The organism is Amycolatopsis pretoriensis (genome assembly GCF_900107925.1).
GTDB classification, from domain to species: domain Bacteria; phylum Actinomycetota; class Actinomycetes; order Mycobacteriales; family Pseudonocardiaceae; genus Amycolatopsis; species Amycolatopsis pretoriensis.
On record NZ_FNUJ01000001.1, the window covers coordinates 1,324,237 to 1,345,277 of the forward strand.

23 protein-coding genes are annotated in these 21,041 nt (G+C 71.9%); 8 read left to right on the top strand and 15 right to left on the bottom strand.

The features are described 5' to 3' along the window. Nucleotides 1-136 precede the first annotated feature (136 nt). The 4 genes from prcA to dop form a co-directional block, all read right to left on the bottom strand. Nucleotides 137-928: a proteasome subunit alpha gene (gene prcA / locus BLV96_RS06185; protein WP_086681166.1), complete on the bottom strand. Its 792-nt coding sequence runs from the start codon at nt 926-928 to the stop codon at nt 137-139. A 54-nt stretch (nt 929-982) separates the two neighbouring features. Continuing rightward, entirely contained in the window at nt 983-1,837 is an 855-nt protein-coding gene (prcB, locus tag BLV96_RS06190; protein WP_086681164.1) for a proteasome subunit beta, read from the bottom strand. 118 nt (nt 1,838-1,955) lie between these two features. Further along, complete coding sequence (locus BLV96_RS06195) at nt 1,956-2,150, bottom strand: ubiquitin-like protein Pup (RefSeq protein WP_013226725.1); 195 nt, start codon at nt 2,148-2,150, stop codon at nt 1,956-1,958. 86 nt (nt 2,151-2,236) lie between these two features. Further along, a complete protein-coding gene (gene dop, locus BLV96_RS06200) occupies nt 2,237-3,739 on the bottom strand; it encodes a depupylase/deamidase Dop (RefSeq protein ID WP_086681163.1) in 1,503 nt (500 codons plus the stop codon). 42 nt (nt 3,740-3,781) lie between these two features. Here dop and BLV96_RS06205 point away from each other — a divergent pair, with 42 nt between their 5' ends. Continuing rightward, complete coding sequence (locus BLV96_RS06205; protein WP_086681161.1) at nt 3,782-4,300, top strand: NUDIX domain-containing protein; 519 nt, start codon at nt 3,782-3,784, stop codon at nt 4,298-4,300. Here BLV96_RS06205 and BLV96_RS06210 read toward each other — a convergent pair. From BLV96_RS06210 to BLV96_RS06220, 3 genes are all read right to left on the bottom strand, one after another. Next, entirely contained in the window at nt 4,291-4,887 is a 597-nt protein-coding gene (locus BLV96_RS06210; RefSeq protein WP_086681160.1) for a hypothetical protein, read from the bottom strand. The genes BLV96_RS06205 and BLV96_RS06210 overlap by 10 nt on opposite strands. A 68-nt stretch (nt 4,888-4,955) precedes the next feature. Then, complete coding sequence (locus BLV96_RS06215) at nt 4,956-5,897, bottom strand: aldo/keto reductase (protein WP_244180062.1); 942 nt, start codon at nt 5,895-5,897, stop codon at nt 4,956-4,958. Next, nucleotides 5,894-6,232: a hypothetical protein gene (locus BLV96_RS06220; protein WP_086681155.1), complete on the bottom strand. Its 339-nt coding sequence runs from the start codon at nt 6,230-6,232 to the stop codon at nt 5,894-5,896. The genes BLV96_RS06215 and BLV96_RS06220 overlap by 4 nt, the downstream gene beginning before the upstream one ends. A 100-nt stretch (nt 6,233-6,332) precedes the next feature. Here BLV96_RS06220 and BLV96_RS06225 point away from each other — a divergent pair, with 100 nt between their 5' ends. After that, entirely contained in the window at nt 6,333-7,211 is an 879-nt protein-coding gene (locus BLV96_RS06225; protein WP_086681153.1) for a TIGR03620 family F420-dependent LLM class oxidoreductase, read from the top strand. On the opposite strand, the gene BLV96_RS06230 is transcribed toward BLV96_RS06225, so the two are convergent. Beyond that, on the bottom strand, nt 7,194-8,033 hold the full coding sequence (locus BLV96_RS06230; RefSeq protein WP_086681151.1) for a DUF3626 domain-containing protein: 840 nt from the start codon (nt 8,031-8,033) through the stop codon (nt 7,194-7,196). The two genes, BLV96_RS06225 and BLV96_RS06230, sit on opposite strands and share 18 nt — an antisense overlap. A gap of 98 nt (nt 8,034-8,131) precedes the next feature. Here BLV96_RS06230 and BLV96_RS06235 point away from each other — a divergent pair, with 98 nt between their 5' ends. Continuing rightward, a complete protein-coding gene (locus BLV96_RS06235; protein ID WP_086681149.1) occupies nt 8,132-9,055 on the top strand; it encodes a DMT family transporter in 924 nt (307 codons plus the stop codon). Nucleotides 9,056-9,106: 51 nt separating this feature from the next. On the opposite strand, the gene arc is transcribed toward BLV96_RS06235, so the two are convergent. Further along, nucleotides 9,107-10,909 (bottom strand): proteasome ATPase, encoded by a 1,803-nt coding sequence (arc, locus tag BLV96_RS06240; RefSeq protein WP_086681147.1) that lies wholly within the window; start codon nt 10,907-10,909, stop codon nt 9,107-9,109. Between the two features lie 364 nt (nt 10,910-11,273). Here arc and BLV96_RS06245 point away from each other — a divergent pair, with 364 nt between their 5' ends. Continuing rightward, a complete protein-coding gene (locus tag BLV96_RS06245; protein WP_086681145.1) occupies nt 11,274-12,140 on the top strand; it encodes a hypothetical protein in 867 nt (288 codons plus the stop codon). A 13-nt stretch (nt 12,141-12,153) separates the two neighbouring features. Continuing rightward, complete coding sequence (locus tag BLV96_RS06250) at nt 12,154-12,600, top strand: hypothetical protein (protein ID WP_086681141.1); 447 nt, start codon at nt 12,154-12,156, stop codon at nt 12,598-12,600. A 73-nt stretch (nt 12,601-12,673) separates the two neighbouring features. On the opposite strand, the gene BLV96_RS06255 is transcribed toward BLV96_RS06250, so the two are convergent. After that, a complete protein-coding gene (locus BLV96_RS06255; RefSeq protein ID WP_086681186.1) occupies nt 12,674-13,504 on the bottom strand; it encodes a tRNA (adenine-N1)-methyltransferase in 831 nt (276 codons plus the stop codon). 62 nt (nt 13,505-13,566) lie between these two features. Next, nucleotides 13,567-14,718 (bottom strand): site-2 protease family protein, encoded by a 1,152-nt coding sequence (locus tag BLV96_RS06260; protein ID WP_086681138.1) that lies wholly within the window; start codon nt 14,716-14,718, stop codon nt 13,567-13,569. Nucleotides 14,719-15,090: 372 nt separating this feature from the next. Here BLV96_RS06260 and BLV96_RS06265 point away from each other — a divergent pair, with 372 nt between their 5' ends. The 3 genes from BLV96_RS06265 (at nt 15,091) to BLV96_RS06275 (ending at nt 17,787) form a co-directional block, all read left to right on the top strand. Next, a complete protein-coding gene (locus BLV96_RS06265; RefSeq protein ID WP_086681136.1) occupies nt 15,091-15,993 on the top strand; it encodes a RecB family exonuclease in 903 nt (300 codons plus the stop codon). After that, nucleotides 15,993-16,784 (top strand): thioesterase family protein, encoded by a 792-nt coding sequence (locus tag BLV96_RS06270; protein WP_086681134.1) that lies wholly within the window; start codon nt 15,993-15,995, stop codon nt 16,782-16,784. Before BLV96_RS06265 ends, BLV96_RS06270 begins: the two co-directional genes overlap by 1 nt. A 64-nt stretch (nt 16,785-16,848) precedes the next feature. After that, nucleotides 16,849-17,787, top strand: coding sequence for a ParA family protein (locus BLV96_RS06275; RefSeq protein WP_086681132.1), 939 nt, complete (start codon nt 16,849-16,851; stop codon nt 17,785-17,787). 40 nt (nt 17,788-17,827) lie between these two features. On the opposite strand, the gene hisG is transcribed toward BLV96_RS06275, so the two are convergent. From hisG to BLV96_RS06295, 4 genes are all read right to left on the bottom strand, one after another. Then, nucleotides 17,828-18,673, bottom strand: a complete 846-nt coding sequence (gene hisG / locus BLV96_RS06280; RefSeq protein WP_086681130.1) for an ATP phosphoribosyltransferase — start codon at nt 18,671-18,673, stop codon at nt 17,828-17,830. Between the two features lie 33 nt (nt 18,674-18,706). Next, nucleotides 18,707-18,970: a phosphoribosyl-ATP diphosphatase gene (locus BLV96_RS06285; RefSeq protein WP_086681128.1), complete on the bottom strand. Its 264-nt coding sequence runs from the start codon at nt 18,968-18,970 to the stop codon at nt 18,707-18,709. 66 nt (nt 18,971-19,036) lie between these two features. Continuing rightward, nucleotides 19,037-19,543: a methylated-DNA--[protein]-cysteine S-methyltransferase gene (locus BLV96_RS06290; protein ID WP_086681126.1), complete on the bottom strand. Its 507-nt coding sequence runs from the start codon at nt 19,541-19,543 to the stop codon at nt 19,037-19,039. 8 nt (nt 19,544-19,551) lie between these two features. After that, nucleotides 19,552-21,015 carry a DNA-3-methyladenine glycosylase 2 family protein gene (locus BLV96_RS06295; protein ID WP_086681184.1) on the bottom strand — a complete coding sequence of 488 codons (1,464 nt, stop codon included), beginning with the start codon at nt 21,013-21,015 and terminating at the stop codon, nt 19,552-19,554. Nucleotides 21,016-21,041: the final 26 nt, after the last annotated feature.

Consider the following 21,041-nt stretch of genomic DNA (forward strand, 5'->3'; position numbering starts at 1 on the left):
AAGTGATTTTTGCGGCCTCAGGCGACGGGATGACCACCCGGCTTCCTTGTCTGGGTTGGCCCAGGCTGCCCGTTGTCATCGTCCGGCGCGCGAAAACGGGGCGCGGCCGCCGGCCACGCCCCGTTTTCGATCAGGCTTACTCGCCTTCCGGCTTGCTCTCCGGCTCCTCGCCCACCGGGTCCGGCACCGGCAGCAGCGCGTCCAGCGCCGTGCCCGTCAGGCGGCGGAACGCCCGGCGCGGGCGGTCGCGGTCCAGGACCGCCACCTCCAGCTTGATCGGGTCCGCCTCGCCGTTCCCGTTCGAAGAAGACGACGAAGACGACGACGCCGAAGAACCCGACGTGGTCGTGGCCGGCTGGCTCGGCGTCCGCAACGCCGCCACCGCCACGCCCAGGGCCGCCTGCAGGTCCAGGCCGTCCTCGAACGTCTCCTTCAGCTTCGCCGCGATCTTCTCGTTCTGGCCGCCCATCACCACGTACTGCGGCTCGTCGAAGATTGAACCGTCGTAGGTCAGCCGGTACAGCTGGTCCTCCGCCGAGCTCGCGCCGACCTCCGCGACGCAGACCTCCACCTCGAACGGCTTCAGCTGCTCGGTGAAGATGCTGCCCAGCGTCGCCGCGTACGCGTTCGCCAGCGCCCGCGCGCTCACGTCACGGCGGTCGTACTGGTAGCCCTTGAGGTCCGCGTGGCGGATGCCCGCCACGCGCAGGTTCTCGAACTCGCTGTAGCGCCCGACCGCGGCGAACCCGATGCGGTCGTAGATCTCGGACACCTTGTGCAGCGTGGCCGAAGGGTTCTCCGCCACGAACAGCACGCCGCCCGCGTACTTCAGCACCACGACGCTCCGGCCGCGCGCGATGCCCTTGCGCGCCAGCTCGGAACGCTCCCGCATCAGCTGCTCGGGAGAGGCATACAACGGCATCGTCACGGTGTGCGCTCCAGGTCTTCCGGTGGTTCCACGTTCACTGGTTCTCCGCCCGCGTCAGGAGAGCCGGCGCTGCTGGCGCTCGATCCGCCCCGCCACCACGGCTTCCGCGACCGCCGCGGTCTCGGACTCCGACAGCTGCACGGCGCCCCGCTCGGCGGTGATCGTCACGACGCTCGGGAAGATCCGCCGCACCAGGTCCGGCCCGCCCGAGGCGGTGTCGTCGTCGGCCGCGTCGTACAGCGCCTCCACCGCGACGCGGATCGCGCCCTCGGCGTCGGCGTCCGGGTCGTGCAGCTTCTTCAGCGCCGACTTCGCGAACAGCGAACCCGAGCCGATGCCCGCGTAGCCGCCGTTCTCCTCGTAGCGCCCGCCCGCGGCGTCGTACGAGACGATCCGCCCGGCGTGCTTGGCGTCCTCGGCCTCCAGGTCGTAGCCGACGAACAGCGGGATGGCCGCCAGCCCGGCCATCGCCATCTCGAGGTTGCCCTTGACCATCCCGGCCAGCTTGTTCGTCTTGCCGTCCAGCGACAGCGAAACGCCCTCGATCTTCTCGTAGTGCGCGAGCTCCACGGCGTACAGCCGCACCATCTCCACGGCCAGCCCCGCCGTGCCCGCGATGCCCACCGCCGAGTACTCGTCGGTGACGTGCACCTTCTCGATGTCCCGGCTCGCGATCAGGTTCCCCGACGTCGCCCGCCGGTCACCCGCGATCAGCACGCCGCCGGCGAAGGTGCAGGCGACGATGGTGGTCCCGTGCGGCACGCCCAGCTCCGCCACGCCCGGCGTCACCTTCCGCTGGGGGAGCAGCTCAGGCGCCTGCTCGCGCAGGAAGTCCGAAAACGACGACGTCGCCGAGGAAAAGTACGCGCCCGGCAGCGCGGGACCCGAGATGCCCCTGGTGTTGTCCATACGTGCTCAAAAATCCCATCTGTGCGAGCCAGGAGGACCAGAGCCCCGCGCGGCGACCCGCCACGCGAGACCCCGGCCGCCGGCTGAACGGTCGGCAAGGGCGCGGCGCCCGAGCGGCTTACTCGCCGCCCTTCTGCACGTAGGCCCGGACGAAGTCCTCGGCGTTCTCCTCGAGCACGTCGTCGATCTCGTCCAGGATCGTGTCCACGTCCTCGCCGAGCTTTTCGCGCCGCTCCTGACCCGCCGCGCCGGTGTCGTCGAACTCCTCGTCGGAGTCACCACCGCCGTGCTTTTCGATCTTTTCCTGGGCCATCTCGCCTCCCGGTCTGGCTGATGTTTCCTAGCCTACCCAGCGGCCCCGACATTCGGGGCAACGCCGCGATCGCTGGTGCGTCACGCCTAGTCCGAACCGGTGAGCGCCTCCACCAGGTCCTCCGCCGTCGCCGACTCGTCGAGCAGCTTGCCGACGTGCGCCTTCGTCCCCCGCAACGGCTCCAGGGTCGGGATCCGCACCAGCGACTCCTTGCCGACGTCGAAGATGACCGAATCCCACGACGCCGCCGCGATCGACGTCGCGTACTTCTCCAGCGCCCGGCCGCGGAAGTAGGCCCGCGTGTCCGACGGCGGCGTGGTCACCGCGGCCAGCACCTCTTCCTCGGTGACCAGCCGCTTCATCGACCCGCGGGTGACGAGCCGGTTGTACAGGCCCTTCGCCAGCCGCACGTCCGAGTACTGCAGGTCGACCAGACGCAGCCGCGGCGCGCCCCAGGCCAGCTGGTCCCGCTGCCGGTAGCCCTCCAGCAGCCGCAGCTTGGCCGGCCAGTCCAGCCGGTCCGCGCACTCCTGCGGGTCGCGGGCCAGCGCGTCCAGGATCTCGCCCCAGACCCGCAGAACCTCCTTCGACGCCTCGTCCGCCTCGATGCGCTCCAGGTTCTGCGACGCGATCTCGTGGTAGGCGAACTGCAGGTCCAGCCCGGTGTACTTCTTCCCGTTCGCCAGCGCGACCTGCGCCTTCAGCGTCGGGTCGTGGCTGATCTGGTGCACCGCCTTGACCGGCTCGTCGAGCTTCAGGTCGTCGAACCGGATGCCCGACTCGATCAGGTCCAGCACCAGCGCCGTCGCCCCGACCTTCAGGTACGTCGAGTACTCCGACATGTTCGCGTCGCCGATGATGACGTGCAGCCGCCGGTACTTGTCCGCGTCCGCGTGCGGCTCGTCGCGGGTGTTGATGATCCCGCGCTTGAGCGTCGTCTCCAGGCCGACCTCGACCTCGATGTAGTCCGCACGCTGGGAGAGCTGGAACCCGGCTTCTTCACTCTGCTGGCCGATCCCGAGCCGGCCCGAGCCGGTGACGACCTGCCGCGACACGAAGAACGGCGTCAGCCCCGCGATCACCGCGGTGAACGGCGTCGAGCGCGCCATCAGGTAGTTCTCGTGCGTGCCGTAGCTCGCGCCCTTGCCGTCGACGTTGTTCTTGTACAGCTGCAGCTGCGGCTGGCCGGGCACGGACGCCGCCTTGAGCGCGGCCTCCTCCATCACCCGCTCCCCCGCCTTGTCCCAGATGACGGCGTCGCGCGCGTTCGTCACCTCGGGCGCGGAGTACTCCGGGTGCGCGTGGTCGACGTACAGCCGTGCGCCGTTCGTCAGGATGACGTTCGCCGCGCCGAGGTCCTCGACGTCCGGGTCGTGGCCCGGGCCGCCGGGGCCGGTCAGGTCGAACCCGCGCGCGTCGCGCAGCGGCGACTCCACCTCGTAGTCCCACCGCGCCCGCCGGGCCCGCGGGATGTCGGCCGCGGCCGCGTAGGCCAGCACGACCTGGGTCGAGGTGAGTACCGGGTTCGCCGTCGCGTCGCCCGGCACGGAGATGCCGTACTCGACTTCGGTTCCCATGATCCGCCGCATGTCCACCACCCTACGGGGTCGCCCTAGTGGAACGATGCACCCATGCCAGGCAGTGACGAACTCGTTGCGCTCTATGACCAGGCCGGCTCCGTCGTCGGCACGACCACCCGCTCGCGGGTCCGCGCGGAGGCGCTGTGGCACGCCGCCGGCGTCGTGCTCGTCCGTTCGGGTGACGGCCGCGCCGTCTACGTGCACCTGCGCACCGCGGTGAAGGACGTGTTCCCCTCGACCTGGGACTGCTGGGCCGGCGGCGTGGTCGCCGCGGGCGAGTCACCGGCCGGGTGCGCCCGCCGCGAACTGGCCGAAGAGCTCGGCGTCCACGGGGTGGAACCCGTGCCGCTGTTCACCAAGGTCTACGACGACGGCCGCAACCGCTGCCACAACTTCGCGTTCGAGGTCCGCTGGGACGGCCCGATCCGCCACCAGGCCGAAGAGATCGTCGAAGGCCGCTGGATCCCCCTGGAAGACCTCCGCGCCTGGGTCGACGACCCGGCACCCGAGCTGCCCTTCATCCCCGACGGCCGCGAGGGCGTCCAGGAGTGGTTCCGCCGCTACGGCTGAGCCATCAGCTTCGCCGTCATCGCGGGTAGAAGGCGCTTCGCCGCGTCCACGGCCCGCGTCCCGGTGCTCGCCGAGACCGTCAGCTCGGACACGAGACTTCCCTTGGCCAGCACCACCGTGCAGGTCTTGCCGTCGCTCCAGGCCTGCTGCAGCTCGACCCCGGGCTGGGCGGGGACGCTCACCGCCTTGCCCGCGCACTCGTTTTCCGCGACGGCCCGGGCGGCCGAGGAGTCCGGGAACGCCACGACGCGGTGGCTCAGCTCCGACCCGCTGGGGTAGCGCCAGGTCGCGGTCCGGCTGCCCGCCGCCGGCCCGTCCGCCAGGCATCCCGCCGCCTCGCCCGAGCCCGGCTGCACGCCCTCCTCCGCGACGTCCGCATCGGACAGCAGCGCGCGTTGCGCGAGCAGGCCGGGATCGGGGACGACCGGCGTCACCGGGGCCGCCTTCGCGGGGCTCACCGGCGCTTCCGTGGTGACCGGCGCCGAGGACGCCGGGACCGGATCGTCGTAGTACGTCTCGAGGTTGTTCGGGTCGGGCCCGTCGCAGGCCGTCAGGCCCGCCAACGCGACCGCGGCCAGGGCGATCACCTGCCGATGACGCACTTGCTCCGGCCTCCCTGTCGTCCGCTGGTGCCTGCGAAGGGTAATGCAGCCGCTCAGTCCCACGCCAAGGAGGACCGGTGTCGCCAGTACGCGCCCGAGTCCTCGGCGAGCCCGGCCAGCGCGTCCCGGTCGGCCGCGCCCAGCTCCACCGCCGTGGCGCGCAGGTTCGCTTCCAGCTGAACCGGGCTCGCGGGCCCGATGACGGCGGTGTCCACCCACTCCTGGGCCAGCACCGCGGCGACCGCGACGGCGTCCGGGCCGGTCCCGTGCGCGGACGCGATGTCGAGGACGGCCTTCGGCGCCTCCACCGCGAGCCGGCCGTTGGCCAGGGTTTCCTTCACCAGCACGCGTTTCCCGGCCGCGTGCGCCGCGGCCAGGGCCCGCCCGGCCGACCGCTCCAGGACGTTCCACGTCGACTGCACCGCCGAAAACACCGGCTGCCCGGCCACTTCCAGCTCGAACGCCCGCTCGATCGCGTCCGCCTGCGCCGGTCCCGACGTCGAGAACCCGACCGCGACGCCGTTCGCGGAAAGCTCCGCCAGCGCCTCGACCAACGGCTCGTCGGTGAACAAAGGACTGTCCACAGTGAGCGAATGGACCTGGTAGAGCACGACCCGGTTCCCCAGCAGGGACAGGGTTTCCGCCCACTGGGTCGCGAACCGCGTCGCCGAGTGCTCCTTCACCTCGTGCACGTCGGCGTCGAGCCGCCAGTCCCCGACGTAGGCGTAGCCCCACTTGCTGGACACCTCGACGTCGGCGTGCCCGCGTTCGGCGAGCCAGCCGGCCAGGAACTCCTCCGAGCGCCCGTACGACCGGGCGACGTCGACGTGCCGGACACCCGCGGCGTAGGCGTCGTCGAGCACGGCGAAAGTCGCCGCCCGCATGGAATCGACGTCCCGCACCGGCGGCAGGGCGCCGTCGCGGCCGAGGTTGATGTAGGCGGGGCGGCCCAGCGCCGCCAGCCCCAGCGCGATGCGGTCCACGGGGGCCTTCACGCCGTCTGCTTGTGCCGGAGGATGGCCAGCCACTGGTCGGCGTTCTGCGCCTGGCGGTGCAGCTTCTCCAGGCGTGCGGCCGGGGCCCGGACGTACCCCTTGCCGAAGACCGGCGCGATCTGGCGCAGGCTCGCACCGCCTTCGCGCGCGGCGAGCAGCGCCCAGTCGGAGGCGTCGGCGCAGGCCGCCGAGGCGCGGCGGAGCTCGCCGAGGATGTCGATGAGCTCCTGGGCACCAACCTCCCCCGCCTGGACGGCGGCCGCCGTCGTCTCCAGCCAGGCCAGGACGTCGGCTTCGGTGATCGGCGCGCGGGGCCGGTGCGTTTCTTCGCTCACGGGCGGTGAGTATAGGTCGTTATACGCAACCCTGACCGCGACGACACGCCTTCACCCCGGCCGGGGTGACTCAGATCGGGATTCTGCGATACTTCGATCCATGGCCACCATCGAGGGCGTGCGGCTCGGCCGCTACGGGATCTGGACGTTCGACTTCGAGACCCGGCCGGCGAGCCGGATCCGGGAATCCGCGCGGGAACTGGAAGAACTGGGCTGGCCGGCGCTGTGGATCCCGGAGACCGACGGCCGCGAGGCGCTCACCCACGCCGGCTTCCTGCTGGCGGCCACCGACACCCTGACCGTCGTCAACGGCATCGCGCAGATCGGGTCGCGCGAGCCGCGCCGGACGCAGGGCGGGGCGCTGCTGCTCGCGGACGCCTACCCGGACCGCCACCTGCTCGGCCTCGGCTTCGGCGGGTCCCCCGGCCCGCAGCCCCTGGCCGCGGTGCGCGAGTACCTCGAGGCGATGGACGCCGTCACGAACGGCAACCCCGCGCCGCGAGCCCCCGTGCGGCGGCTGCTGGCCGCGTACGGCCCCAAGATGCTGGAGCTGGCGCGCGACCACGCGGCGGGCGCGCACACCTACCACGTCACGCCCGGACACACGGCTCAGGCGCGGGAAATCCTCGGCGACGGGCCGTTCCTCGGCGTCGAGCACGCGGTGCTGTTCGAGACCGACGCGGCGAAGGCACGCGAGATCGCCCGCGGGCACCTGCACCCGTACCTCACGCAGCCGTACAACATCGCGAAGTTCCGGCGGCTCGGCTACACCCAGGAGGAGATCGACGGCGCGGCCGACCGGATCGTCGACGACCTGGTGTTCTGGGGCGACCTCGAGACAGTCACCGCGAAGCTGGGCGCGCACCTCGACGCGGGCGCCGACCACGTCGGCATCCAGGTCATCGGCATCGCGCCGGGCGAGTCGGCGATGCCGCACTGGCGCCGGCTGGCCGAGGCGCTGCTACCGGTCGCCGCGTAGCCCGAACCGCGCGGTGCAGTGCCAGACGCGCTTGAGCACCTGGGGATCGTGCCGGCCGGCGCGGACGGCGTCGCCGATGACGCGGGCGTCGAGCCGGCCGTCCTCGGCGATCTCCTTGCCGGCCCGCACGACGTCCTCGCCGCGGTAGTCCGCGTGCTCGGCCAGCACCTCGACCGGCAGGCGGAACCCGTGGTGCCACCGCGTGGGAAACGGCAGGTCGGCGGCGGCCGCCTCGACGTCGGTGCCGCGGAACGCCGGGTCCAGGACGAGGGCCTCGACATCGGCCGCCAGCCGGAGCGGGCCGTGGACGTGGGCCTCGATGTGGTCGTCGAGCTCGTCCTGGACGTCCGCTTCGGCGAGCCGCAGCAACGGCAGGTGCGCGGCGGTGCCGAAGTCCTCCGGCTCGCCGAAGCTGTCGGGGTAGCAGAACGTCGTCCGCGCCAGCACTTCGCGCTTCAGCACCAGGTGCGATGAGCCGAACCGGACGGAACCGCCCGCCGGCCGGCGACGGTAGTTGAGCGAACCGTACTTGGGCCGGGCCGAGGGCGGCAGCTCGTCGTAGGCGCCGCCGAACATGCGGTGCTCCCACCGCCAGCGGTCTCCCCCGGCGTGCGCGGTGAGGCCGCCGTTGCTCGTGCCCGTCTCGAACTGCGAGCGGTACACGCCGTCCACGACGAGGTGGCGCAGCAACGGCGCCTCGCCCACCCGGCGGTCCGGGTGGAAGTGGACGGTGACGTCCAGGCCTTCGGGCAGCGGCGGCCCGGCCACGCGGCTCGCGACGTGCGCCACCGCTCGCTCCCACGCCCGTCCCCCTGCTGCCATGAGCGGAAGTCTATCCGCGGCGGGTATAGGTCGTTATACGGATGGCGAGGTCCGAAAACCGCTGGCCCGCCCCCGGGCGTCCCGGCTTGACTGCGCTCATGCGGTTCGGAGCGGCGGGTTTCGGGGTCACGGTGCGGTTCGCGCTGCTGGCCGTCGTGTGGGGTGCCAGTTTCCTGTTCATCAAGATGGGCCTGGCCGGGCTCTCCCCCGCGCAGATCGCGCTCGCGCGGGTCGCGCTGGGAGCGCTCGCGCTGGCCGCCGTGCTGGTGGTGCGCCGGCGGCCGCTCCCCCGCGATCCCGTGCTGTGGGGTCACCTCGCGGTCGTTTCGGTGCTGCTGTGCGTGGTGCCGTTCCTGCTGTTCTCGTGGGCGGAGCAGTACATTTCGTCCGGTCTGGCCAGCATCTTCAACGCGACGACGCCGCTCGTCACGATGCTCCTCGCCGCCGCGGCGCTGCCCGAAGAGCGGTTCACGCCGCCGCGGGTGCTCGGCCTGTCGCTCGGTTTCCTCGGCGTGCTCACGATCGTCGGGGTGTGGCACGGCGTCGACGTCTCGCACCAGCTGACGGCACAGCTCGCCTGCCTGGGCGCTACCACGTGTTACGGCGCCTGCTTCGTCTACATGCGCCGGTTCGTCTCTCCGCGTGGTGTCGACCCGGTCGTCGTCGCGTTCGGTCAGACCGGCTCGGCGACGATCCTGCTCGGCCTGCCGGCGCCCGCGATCGCGACCGCACCGGTGCACCTGGACCTCGCGGTGGTGGCGAGCATGGTGGCGCTCGGCGTCTTCGGGACGGGGATCGCCTATGTCTGGAACGTCCGGATCATCGCGGCCTGGGGCGCGGCCAACGCCTCGGCCGTGACCTACCTCACACCGGTGGTCGGAGTGCTGCTCGGCGTACTGGTGCTGGGTGAGCCGGTGAGCTGGAACCAGCCGGCGGGCGCGGTCCTGATCGTGGTGGGCATCCTCGCGGCGCACGGACGCCTGCGGCGGCGCCAGCCCGAGCCCGAGTTGGCGGCCCGCTAGACACGCCGATGGGGCGGTCGCCGAAGCGGCCGCCCCATCGGGTACTCGGACCTACAGGTACTGACCGGTGTTCGTGGCGGTGTCTATCGCCCGCCCCGAGTCCTGGTTCTTGCCGGTGACGAGCGTGCGGATGTAGACGATCCGCTCGCCCTTCTTGCCGGAGATCCGGGCCCAGTCGTCCGGGTTGGTGGTGTTCGGGAGGTCCTCGTTCTCCGCGAACTCGTCGACGATCGCGTCGAGCAGGTGCTGCACGCGAAGACCGGGCTGCTTGGTCTCCAGCACCGACTTGATCGCCGACTTCTTCGCCCGGTCCACGATGTTCTGGATCATCGCGCCCGAGTTGAAGTCGCGGAAGTACAGGACTTCCTTGTCCCCGTTGGCGTAGGTCACCTCGAGGAACCGGTTCTCGTCGCTCTCCTCGTACATCCGCTCGACCGTGTGCTGGATCATCGCGTCGAACGTCGCCTTGGCGTCGCCGCCGAACTCGGCGAGGTCGTCCGCGTGGATCGGCAGGCCTTCGGCCAGGTACTTGGAGAAGATGTCCTTCGCGCCTTCGGCGTCCGGACGCTCGATCTTGATCTTGACGTCGAGCCGGCCCGGCCGCAGGATCGCCGGGTCGATCATGTCCTCGCGGTTGGAGGCGCCGATGACGATGACGTTCTCCAGGCCTTCGACACCGTCGATCTCCGACAGCAGCTGCGGCACGATCGTGGTTTCGACGTCGGACGAAACGCCCGACCCACGGGTCCGGAAGATCGAGTCCATCTCGTCGAAGAACACGATCACCGGGGTGCCTTCGGAGGCCTTTTCCCGCGCCCGCTGGAAGATCAGGCGGATGTGCCGCTCGGTCTCCCCGACGAACTTGTTGAGCAGCTCGGGACCCTTGATGTTCAGGAAGTAGGACTTCCCGTCCTCGTTCTCGCCCCGGGCCGCGGCCACCTTCTTGGCCAGCGAGTTCGCGACCGCCTTGGCGATGAGCGTCTTGCCGCAGCCCGGCGGGCCGTAGAGCAGGACGCCCTTGGGCGGGCGCAGCTGGTACTCCTGGTACAGGTCGGCGTGCAGGAACGGCAGTTCCACCGCGTCGCGGATCTGCTCGATCTGCCGGGTGAGGCCACCGATGTCCTCGTAGCGGACGTCGGGCACCTCCTCCAGCACCAGGTCCTCGACCTCCGCCTTCGGCACGCGCTCGTACGCGTAGCCGGCCTTGGAGTCGACCAGCAGCGAGTCGCCCGGCTTGAGCGGCTGCTCGGCCAGCAGGTCGGAGAGCAGGACCACCCGCTCCTCGTCCGCGTGCCCGACCACCAGCGCGCGAAGGCTGCCGCCCTCGACGTCGGCAGCGAGCACCTCACGCAACGCGCACACCTCGCCGGTGCGTTCGAAGCCGCCGGCCTCGACCACCGTGAGCGCTTCGTTGAGCCGCAGCGCCTGGCCGCGTCGCAACGAAGAGAGCTCGACCGCGGGCGACACCGACACCCGCATCTTGCGGCCCGCCGTGTAGACGTCCACCGTGTTGTCCTCGTACGCCTCGACGAAGACGCCGTAGCCGGACGGCGGCTGGGCCAGCCGGTCGACCTCCTCACGCAGCGCGAGGAGCTGTCCTCGTGCCTCACGCAGGGTTTCGACCAGTTTGGTGTTGCGTTCGGTGAGCTGGCTCACCCTTTCCGAGGCCTCGGCGAGCCGCTGTTCGAGAACTCGGTTCTGCCGTGGCGAGTCGGTCAGTTTGCGGCGCAGCAGCGCCACTTCCTCCTCGAGAAAACGGATCTGCCGAGCCTGCTCGTCCGCCGTCGTCCCAGCTCCGGATGTTGCTGAAGGGTCGGCCTCCTCGCGCCGACCTCCGGGAAGGTCATGATGCATCGGGCACCTCCTCGGAGTGCTTTTCATTCCACGGTACCGGCGATCACCGACAAGAAAAGGCCTTTCCGGATCACAAGATCGGCGCGTCGCGGTTTCCTCGCCTGGTCCAGCACGGACATTCCCGCAGCGCAAGAGGCCATTTCGGTGCCGTGGCCCCGGCGCGTCGCGGGCCCGTCCGGGCCGGGACGAACCAAGCACGTCGGGAGTACCCGGCCCTCCAGGGCGCCAACCCTGCCCGAGCCGGGCAATTCCGGCCAGTTCCGCCCTAACCGCGCGGCGGGGCGCCCCGATGGCTAGCATCGGGCCGACGTCGGCCGCCTCGAAGGCCGGGTCACCGTCGAAGGAACGCGAGGGGGCACCACCCATGACCTACCCGCCGCAGCAACCGGGCGGCTACGGCCAGCAGCCCGGAGGTTACGGGCAGCAGCCCGGGCCGTACGGCCAGCAGCCCGGCGGCTACCCCCAGAGCGGACCGCAGCCCCAGCCGGGCTACGGCGGCACCCAGCAGTTCGGCCAGCCCGATCCGTACGGGCAGCCGCAGCAGGGCGGTTACCCGCCCCAGACGGGCCCTCAGCCCCAGCAGGGCTACCCGCAGTACGGGCAGCAGCCCCAGCAGGACCAGTGGGGCCAGCCGACGCAGCAGCAGCCGGGCTACGGCGGTTACGACCCGTACGGGGGCGGCGGCTTCGGTGACGCACCGCCGCCCAAGAAGAAGACCGGCCTCATCGTCGGCATCGCGGCCGCCGCGGTGATCCTCGTCGGTGGCGGCGTGACGTGGTTCGTCCTCGCCAACGGCGACGACAACAACACCGCTGCCCCGCCGGCCAGCAGCAGCTCCGCGGCTCCGACGTCCGCGCCGAAGACGTCGGCCTCGAAGCCGAAGACGACCTCGCCGACCAGCCCGTCGACGAAGAGCACCAAGCCCGCGAGCGGCCCCGCACCGGCCGGCAAGGGCAGCTCCCAGGAGCTGTTCGACACGACGATCGACGCCTACAACGCGGGCGACGAGAAGGCGCTGGGCGACACCATCTGCCGGAGCGTCTTCGAGGGCACCACGGGCGACATCCCGAAGGTCACGGTCAAGCTGACCGGCTCGCCGCAGGACACCGGGGACAAGTCCACCGTGCGCTACTCGGCCACGGACGGCAGCAAGACCAAGGTCGGCACGATGTCGGCCCAGAAGGAATCCGGCTTGTGGTGCCTGTCCAACGTCAAGGCGGACGGCTCGTGAGCCCGCGCCTTCGGTGAACCGCGCGCTCGCCGCCGGGCTGGTGCTGCTCGGCGTGGCCGGGGCGGGCGTGGTGCTCGGACTGCTGCTGGTGGCGCCGTCCGGCTCCCCGCCCGCGCCGCCGAGCACGCCCCCGGCGCCCCGGACCACGGCTTCGGCGGCCCCGAGCGCGGTGGACACCGCGGCGGTGAACGTGCTGGCCCGGGCGATCGTCGACGCGATCACGGCCCACGACTCGGCGGCGTTCGGCAAGCTGACGTGCCGCCCGCAGACCGCGGACGCCCTGGGCCGGCTGCAGCGGATGTGGGACGCGGCGGGCCCGGTGAAGGTGACGTTGAAGGAGCCACCGGAGGTCCGCGGCGAGTCCGCGACGGCGAAGGTGCACGTCGAAGCCGCGGGTGGGACCAAGGACACGCCCTTCCCGCTGCACAAGGAGAACGGGCGGTGGTGCGTGCCGGGCTGAGGGGCCGGTCGGCGCCGGGCAGATCCGCGTCCCGCAGGATGGTGCCGCTCAGCGTTGCGCCGGTGAGGTCTCGCTAGCCCTTGCCCTTCGCGGGCCGCCGGGACACGCGTGGCGAAACCGTCCCGTCGGCGAGCCGGCGGGCGGTGAGCAGGAACGCCGTGTGCGCGACCATCCGGTGGTCCGGGCGCACCGCCAGCCCCACCACGTGCCACGGCCGCATCAGCGTTTCCCACGATTCGGGCTCGGTCCAGCACTGCTGCTCGCGCAGCGACTCCGTCACGCGGGACAGCTGCGTCACCGTCGCCACGTACACCGTCAGCACCCCGCCCGGCACCAGGTGCGCCGCCACGTTCGGCAGCTGGTCCCACGGGGCCAGCATGTCCAGCACGACCCGGTCGACCTCGCCCTCGTGGGTCGCCAGGTCCGCCACCGTCAGCGACCAGTTCGCCGGCTTCTCGCCGAAGAACTTCACGACGTTGTGCTCGGCGTGCACCGCGTGGTCGTCACGGATCTCGTACGAGCTCACGTGCCCTTCGGAGCCCACCGCGCGCAGCAGCGAACACGTCAGCGCGCCCGAACCCGCGCCGGCCTCGAGCACGCGGGCGCCCGGGAAGATGTCGCCCCACATCACGATCTGCGCGGCGTCCTTCGGGTAGATCACCTGCGCGCCGCGCGGCATCGAGAGGACGTAGTCCGGCAGCAGCGGGCGCAGGGCGAGGTACGTCGACCCGCCCGCCGACGTCACCACCGAGCCCTCGGGCCGGCCGATGAGGTCGTCGTGGGCGAGCGCGCCGCGGTGGGTGTGGTACTCCCCGCCGTCGGCCAGCGTCAAGGTGTAGTGCCGCCCCTTCGAGTCGGTCAACTGCACCCGATCACCCGCGCGAAACGGTCCGCTGACCGACAACACTTCCTCCTGTACCCCGAATGGCCGACGACAGATCTTCGCAGGCCGTCCGGGGCGCGCCCTCAGCGGGTACGGCGGTTCAGCGCGGCACGCAGGTCGTCCCGGCGCAGCACGCCCGCCGGGCGCCCCTCGTCGTCGACGACGAGGAACTGCCACGCCGGGGTCTCGCGGACGCGCTCGACGACGTCCTCCCCCGGTTCCGAGGCCAGCAGGACGGTTTCGGCGCGGATCGGCTCCGCCGCGAGCTCGGCGGGAGCGTGCGGCGAAGTGGCCGCGAGGCGCTCCGCCGCGCCGGTGTCGAGCAGCCCGGCCGCGACGCCGTCCGCGCGGACGAGCACCACGCCCCGGCCCGCCGACGCCGCGAGCGCGTCCGACACCGGGCTTTCGGCGGGCAGCTGCAGCACCGGCCGCACCAGCTCGGTGAGGTCCAGACCTTCCGGCCAGGTGCGACGCGATTCGGCCCGCAGCTCCGAACGCGCGCCGAGGATGACGAACCACGCCGTGACGACGCAGACGCCCAGGCGCAGCCACCGGTCCGGGCTGCCGGTCGCCAGTCCCCACAGGGCCCACACGAGCAGGCCCGCGGCCACGACCGCACCGCCGGCGACCGCGGCGCGTGTGCCTTTCGCGCGGATCCCGGTGGCCGCCCAGACGCCGGCGCGGACCAGCCGCCCGCCGTCGAGGGGCAGGCCGGGCAGGAGGTTGAAGACGCCGACGGCGAGGTTCGCCACCGCGCATTCGGCCACCAGCATCCAGACCGCGCCCTCCGGCGGGACGGCGAACATCAGCAGGCCGCAGAACCCGCCCAGCAGCAGCGACACCGCCGGGCCCGCCGCAGCGACCAGGCCCTCGTGCACCGGCCGCTTTGGCGTCCGGGCCACTTCGGACAGCCCGCCGAGCAGGAACAGGCGCACCCGCCGCACCGGGATCCCCAACCGCAGCGCGGCCACGCAGTGCCCGAGCTCGTGCGCCAGCACCGACAGGCCCAGCAGCAGCGCGAACGCGCCGGCCAGCAGCCACGAGGTCAGGGAAGAGGCGTCCGGCAGCAGCCGCCCGACCAGCGGCGCGTAGAGCACGACGACGATCAGCGACCCGATCCACCAGGACGGCGCCAGCAGCACGGGCACGCCGGCGACCCGGAACAGCTGGAGCCCGCCGTCCGCGAGGACGGCCTGCCGGGTGCCCCCGGTGCCCTGTTCACTGGTCGCGGCCATGCGGGAGAGCCTAGAGCCCCCGGTGTGGGGAGCGGGTGATCCGGTCCGGGTGGTGTCGCCCACGGCGAGGAGCGCCCCAATGTGGCCTTGGTTGCGTCTGACGCACCCAATGTGGCCTTCGGTGCGTCTGACGCACCGAAGGCCACATTGGGGCGCTTGGGCGGTGGGACCCGGGCCGGGCGTTGCGACCGCCGGCAGCACTCCCGCCATGCGCCGCCGCTGCCGGCGCGGTCGCCGCCGGCGGTTTTGAATGAGTCGTTCAGGACCGCCGACGTCCTGAATGAGTCATTCAGGACCGCGGCCGGGCGGCGGGAGCGGGTGCCGGGCGTTGCGGTCGCCGGAACTGTCGTACCCCGGCGTTACGCTCTGCCCATGCCCGACGCCGACACCGTCACCACGGATCCCCCAGCAGCCACCGCCGTCGCCACCGAGGTGCGGCGGCGGCCCGCGCTGTCGCCGTCGAGGGCCAGCGACTTCAAGCAGTGCCCGCTGCTCTACCGGTTCCGCGCGGTCGACCGGCTGCCGGAGGTCCCGACCAAGGCCCAGCTGCGCGGCACGCTCGTGCACTCGGTGCTGGAGCGGCTGTTCGCGCTGCCGGCCGCCGAGCGCGTCCCGGCCCAGGCGAAGGAACTGCTCGGCCCGGCGTGGACGGACCTCTCCGCGGACCGTCCGGAGTGGACCGAACTGTTCGACGGCGAAAAGCCCGACGACCACGCGGACTGGCTGCGGTCGGCCGAAAAACTCCTCGACGCCTACTTCGACCTGGAAGACCCGCGGCGGCTCGAACCCGAGGCCTGCGAGCTGCACGTCGAAATCGAGCTCGGCTCCGGCGTGCTGCTGCGCGGCTACATCGACCGCCTCGACGTCGCGCCGACCGGGGAAATCCGGGTCGTCGACTACAAGACCGGCGCCGCGCCGCGCGAAATCGGCGAGGCGAAGGCGATGTTCCAGATGAAGTTCTACGCCGTCGTGCTGTGGCGGCTGCGCGGGATCGTGCCGCGCCAGCTGAAACTCATGTACCTCACCGACGGCCAATCGCTGGCCTACACACCCGACGAAGCCGAACTGCTGCGCTTCGAGCGCACCCTCGAAGCCATCTGGCAGGCCATCCTCAAGGCCGGCAAGACCGGCGACTTCCGCGCGAACAAGAGCAAGCTGTGCAACTGGTGCGACCACCAGGCGCACTGCCCCGAGTACGGCGGCACGCCGCCCGACTACCCCGGCTGGCCGGAGCCCGACGCGGGCGACGAGACGCCGCTGGACCGGGCCGACTGATGGCCGACGCGTTCTACGTCCCCCTCGGCGAAGGCCGCTACTCCGCGACCGCGCACACGGCCGGGCCGTGGTCCTCGGACTCGCAGCACTTCGGCCCGCCCTCGGCGTTGCTGGTGCGCGCACTCGAAAATGTCGAACAGGCCCACCCGGCGGAACTCGCGCGGGTGACCGTCGAAATCCTCGGCCCGGCACCGGTCGCCGACCTCGCCGTGCGGGCCCGGGTCGAGCGGCCGGGCCGGTCGGTGGAGCTGCTGCAGGCCGAGCTGGCGAGCACGGACCGCGTCGTGGCCCGGGCTTCGGCGTGGCGCATCGCGACGTCCGACACGACCGAAGCCGCCACCGACGCCGGGCCGCTGATGCCGGCACCGGACACCGTGACGGAGTCGCCGTGGCCGGAGGGCTGGCAGGCCGGTTACCTCGACGCCGTCGAGTGGCGCGCGGTGCGCGGCGGCATGGACGTGCCCGGGCCGGCGGCCGTCTGGGCCCGCCAGCGCGTCCCGCTGGTCGACGGCGAGGAGCCGAGCGGGCTGCAGCGGCTGTTCACCGTCGCCGACTCCGGCAACGGCGTGTCGAACTTCCTCGACCCGCGCCGGTGGTGGTTCATCAACTCCGAGCTGACCGTCCACCTGCGGCGGGTGCCCGAAGGCGAGTGGATCGGCCTCGACGCGGTCACGCTGGTCGGCAAGCACGGCATCGGCACCGCGACCAGCATCCTGCACGACTCGGGCGGCCCGGTGGCCACCGGCGCGCAGGCGCTCATGGTGCGACCGCGACAGGCCGGGGGCGGATAGCCACCCACAACGGGCCCGCATCCAATAACCTTCGCGGAACGACCGACTTGAGGAGCGCTCCGGCATGCAGATCACCTCGGTGGTCAACCAGAAAGGCGGGGTCGGCAAGACCTCACTGAGCGTCGGCACCGCGGCCGCCCTGGCCGAGCGGGGCCGGCGCGTGCTGCTCGTCGACCTCGACCCGCAGGGCCACGCGACGACCGAGATGCTCGGCCTGTCCGAGGTCCGCGGAGACACGCCGACCTTGGCGAAAGCGCTGGCCAAGACGTGGAAGGGCCCGATCGAGGAGCTCGTCGTCCCGCACCCGCGCAGCAACCTCGGCAAGGGCGGCGCGCTCGACGTCGTGCCGACGTCGCCGGGGATGTTCGACCTGATCCGGCGGCTCGACTCGTTCCGCGTTCCCGGCTGGCAGCTGGCCCGGGTCATCCAGTTCGCCAACTACGACCACTGCGTCATCGACTGCCCGCCGGCGCTGGACGTGCTGACGAACAACGCGCTGGCGGCCTCGCACGGCATCCTGGTGCCGGTGCAGCCGGACAAGACGAGCATCCGCGCGCTGCGGCTGCTGGCCGACCAGGTGCGGTACGTGGAGCAGACCGTCGGGCGGCAGCCGCTGTCGTGGTTCGGCCTGGTGCCGAGCCTCTACCGGCGCCCGATCTCGCACTACGCGGCCGCGGCGCTGCAGGAGATGTACGAGTTCGGCATCCCGATGCTGTCGCACCTGCCGCTGGGTGTGGTGATGAACGAGGCGGCGGCGCACGGGGTCCCGGTGACGACGTACGCGCCGGAGACGCTGCAAGCGCTGTCTTTCCGCGAGATCGCGGGCACGCTGGACAGCTACCTGGAGCAGAACCAGGCCCCCGCGGTGGTCCCGGCGGACGAGGAGTTCGTCTTCGAGGACTTCATCTCGGAGGTCGCGGTGGCCCGCAACGTCAACGACAACGGCGCCCGCAAGGGTCTCTACGACCTGCTGCCGAAGAAGCCGAACCGTCCCCGGTCGTGAGTGTTCAGGGCGGTCGGAACCGCCCTGAACACTCACGGGGTCACAAGCGGCAGGAGCGGATGTCCGACGCCAGGATCGCCTTGGCGCCGACCTCGGCCAGCTCGTCCATGATGAGGTTGACCTTCTTGCGCGACACCATCGCGCGCACGGCGACCCAGTCGTCGTCGGCGAGCGGCGCCACCGTCGGCGACTCGAGACCCGGCGTGATGGCGATCGCCTTCTCCACCAGCGTCCGCGGGCAGTCGTAGTCCAGCATCAGGTACTGCTGCGCGAACACGACCCCGCGCAGGCGCGCGGCCAGCTGCGACTTCGCCTTGCTTTCCGGCGTGCCGCGACGCTGCAGCAGCACCGCTTCCGACACGCAGATCGGGTCGCCGAACGCGACCAGGTTGTTCTGCCTCAGCGAGCGGCCGGACTCGACGACGTCCGCGATCGCGTCCGCCACACCCAGCTGGATCGAGATCTCGACCGCGCCGTCGAGGCGGATCACCTCGGCCTCGACGCCGTGGCGAGCGAGGTCGTCGCGGACCAGCCGCGGGTACGACGTCGCCAGCCGCTTGCCGTGCAGGTCGGCCGGCTTCCACTCGCGGCCGGCCGGGGCGGCGTAGCGGAACGTCGAACCGCCGAAGCCGAGCGCCTGGATCTCCTCCACCGGCGCGCCGGAGTCGAGCGCCAGGTCCCGGCCGGTGATGCCGAGGTCGAGGTCGCCGGAGCCGACGTAGATCGCGATGTCCTTGGGACGCAGGAAGAAGAACTCGACCTCGTTGACGTGGTCGAGCACGGTCAGGTCGCGCTGCTCATGCCGCTTCCGGTAGCCCGCCTCGCCGAGCATCTCCGTCGCCGCGGCGGCGAGGGCTCCCTTGTTCGGCACGGCAACACGCAGCATTTCGCTTCTCTCCTCGTATCTTCGAGCGACCCGTCACAGGTAGCGGTAGACGTCCTCGGTCGACAGGCCGCGGCCGAGCATCAGCACCTGCACCCGGTACAGCAGCTGGGAGATCTCCTCGGCGAGACGGTCGTCGGACTCGTGCTCGGCCGCGATCCACACCTCGCCGGCTTCCTCGAGCACTTTCTTGCCCTGGGCGTGCACCCCGGCGTCGAGGGCGACGACGGTGCCGGACCCGTCGGGACGGGTACGCGCGCGCTCGGCAAGCTCCGCGAACAGCTCATCGAAGGTCTTCACGGTCTGCAGATCCTTCCACCCCGGGCCCCGCGGTGCCGCTCCGCCCCGCCGCGGATGCCGCCGATCTCACACCGAAGTGGACATGAACTCCCGAGGACTGGGACGGCGTTCGAAGTCGAGGAGGTACCGCTTCCGCTCCAGGCCGCCGCCGTACCCGGTCAGCGAACCCGCCGAACCGAGCACCCGGTGGCACGGCACGATGATCGAAACCGGGTTCTTGCCGTTGGCCAGGCCCACGGCCCGCGCGGCCGCCGGCTTGCCGAGCAGCTGCGCGAGTTCGCCGTAGGACGCGGTTTCGCCGTACGGGATGTCGAGCAGCGCCGCCCAGACCGACCGCTGGAACGGCGTGCCCCGGAAGGCCAGCGGGAGGTCGAACTCCCGGCGCTGCCCGGCGAAGTACTCCTTCAGCTGGGTTTCGGCGAGCGCGAAGACCTCGACGGCGCCGGGCGAGCCGAACGTCGCCTCGGCCGGGCGGTGGCGCTGTTCGTGCATGTACAGCCCGCAGAGCGCGTCGCCCTCGGCGACCAGCGTCAACGGGCCGCAGGGACTGTCGACGACCGTGTGGGAACGCACGGGACCTCCTAGGCGGCGGGCATCCGGTTGATCGCGTGGTCACCGGTGGCCCACAGGTGCTGGGTGGCGTAGGCGCGCCACGGGCGCCACGCCACGGACCGGGCGACGACGGCGGCCTGGCCGCCGAGGCCGAGCGTCTCCGCCGCGTACTTGATGCCGAGGTCGGTGGGCAGGAACGCGTCGGGGTCGCCGAGGGCCCGCATCGCGATGCTCTCGACCGTCCACGGGCCGAAGCCGGGCAACGCGGTCAGCGCCGCGCGCGTCCCGGCCCAGTCGCTGCCCGCGCCGAGGTCGAGGCCGTCCGTCAGCGCTTCGACCAGCGCGAGCAGCGTCCGACGGCGAGAGCGCGGCATCGCCAGGGTCTCCGGGTCCAGCGAAGCGAGCGCGTCCGGCGACGGAAACAGGTGCGTCAGCCCGCCCTCCGGGTCGTCGATCGGTTCACCGTGGGCCACAACGAGCCGGGCCGCGTGGGTGCGGGCCGCCGCGGTCGAAACCTGCTGGCCCAGCACGGCCCGCACGGCGAACTCGGCGCCGTCGACCGTGCGCGGCACCCGGCGCCCCGGCGCGGCCGCCACCAGCGGCGCGAGCAGCGGGTCGCCGGCGAGCTGGTCGTCGACGGCGACCGGGTCGGCGTCGAGGTCGAGCAAGCGGCGGCAGCGGCTGGTCGCCGTGGGCAGGTCCCGCAGGTCGGTCAGCGTCAGCCGGCAGGCGATGTACCCGTCTTCCGGCCGCAGCGCGGCGACGCCGTGGCCGTGCGGCAGCCGCAGGGTCCGGCGGTAGGCGCCGTCGCGCCACTCCTCGACACCCGGCACGCCGGTGGCGACGAGGTGGCCGAACAGGTTGTCCGGGCAGAGCGGCTTGCGGTAGGGCAGCCGCAGCGGGATCGCGCCCGCGGTTGCCGACGGCTTGCCCTTCGCCCGCTGCCGCAGTTCGGTCGGCGAGAGGGCGAACACCTCGCGGACGGTGTCGTTGAACGCCCGGATGCTGCCGAACCCGGCGGCCAGCGCCAGCTCGGCCATCGGCAGGGTGGTCGTCTCGATCAGCGTCCGCGCGGTCTGCGCGCGCTGGGCCCGGGCCAGCGCCAGAGGACCGGCGCCGACCTCGGCGAACACCTGGCGCTGGACCTGCCGGACGCTGTAGCCGAGCCGGTCGGCGAGGCCTTGGACGCCGTCGGTGTCGACGACGCCGTCGGCGATCAGCCGCATGGCGCGCGCGACCAGGTCGGCGCGCTCGTTCCACAGCGGCGAGCCGGGGCTGGCGTCCGGGCGGCAGCGCTTGCAGGCGCGGAACCCGGCCTGCTGCGCGGCCGCCGCGCTCGGGTAGAAGCTCATGTTCTTCGGCTTCGGCGGCACCACCGGGCAGCTGGGCCGGCAGTAGATCTTCGTCGTCAGGACGGCGGTGTAGAACCACCCGTCGAAGCGGGCGTCCTTCGCTTGCACGGCCCGCACGCACCGCTCGAAATCTTCGTGCACGCCGTCCAGCATCGCCGAGCGCGACG

Bases quoted from the DNA above. Each gene is read 5' to 3' on its own strand.
- hisG (WP_086681130.1), bottom strand. From the start codon at position 18,673: ATGCTGCGTGTTGCCGTGCCGAACAAGGGAGCCCTCGCCGCCGCGGCG.
- dop (WP_086681163.1), bottom strand. From the start codon at position 3,739: ATGCGGCGGATCATGGGAACCGAAGTCGAGTACGGCATCTCCGTGCCG.
- BLV96_RS06245 (WP_086681145.1), top strand. From the start codon at position 11,274: ATGACCTACCCGCCGCAGCAACCGGGCGGCTACGGCCAGCAGCCCGGA.
- BLV96_RS06230 (WP_086681151.1), bottom strand. From the start codon at position 8,033: ATGGCAGCAGGGGGACGGGCGTGGGAGCGAGCGGTGGCGCACGTCGCG.
- BLV96_RS06225 (WP_086681153.1), top strand. From the start codon at position 6,333: ATGGCCACCATCGAGGGCGTGCGGCTCGGCCGCTACGGGATCTGGACG.
- BLV96_RS06205 (WP_086681161.1), top strand. From the start codon at position 3,782: ATGCCAGGCAGTGACGAACTCGTTGCGCTCTATGACCAGGCCGGCTCC.
- BLV96_RS06260 (WP_086681138.1), bottom strand. From the start codon at position 14,718: ATGGCCGCGACCAGTGAACAGGGCACCGGGGGCACCCGGCAGGCCGTC.
- BLV96_RS06265 (WP_086681136.1), top strand. From the start codon at position 15,091: ATGCCCGACGCCGACACCGTCACCACGGATCCCCCAGCAGCCACCGCC.
- BLV96_RS06270 (WP_086681134.1), top strand. From the start codon at position 15,993: ATGGCCGACGCGTTCTACGTCCCCCTCGGCGAAGGCCGCTACTCCGCG.
- prcB (WP_086681164.1), bottom strand. From the start codon at position 1,837: ATGGACAACACCAGGGGCATCTCGGGTCCCGCGCTGCCGGGCGCGTAC.
- BLV96_RS06275 (WP_086681132.1), top strand. From the start codon at position 16,849: ATGCAGATCACCTCGGTGGTCAACCAGAAAGGCGGGGTCGGCAAGACC.
- BLV96_RS06195 (WP_013226725.1), bottom strand. From the start codon at position 2,150: ATGGCCCAGGAAAAGATCGAAAAGCACGGCGGTGGTGACTCCGACGAG.
- arc (WP_086681147.1), bottom strand. From the start codon at position 10,909: ATGCATCATGACCTTCCCGGAGGTCGGCGCGAGGAGGCCGACCCTTCA.
- BLV96_RS06235 (WP_086681149.1), top strand. From the start codon at position 8,132: ATGCGGTTCGGAGCGGCGGGTTTCGGGGTCACGGTGCGGTTCGCGCTG.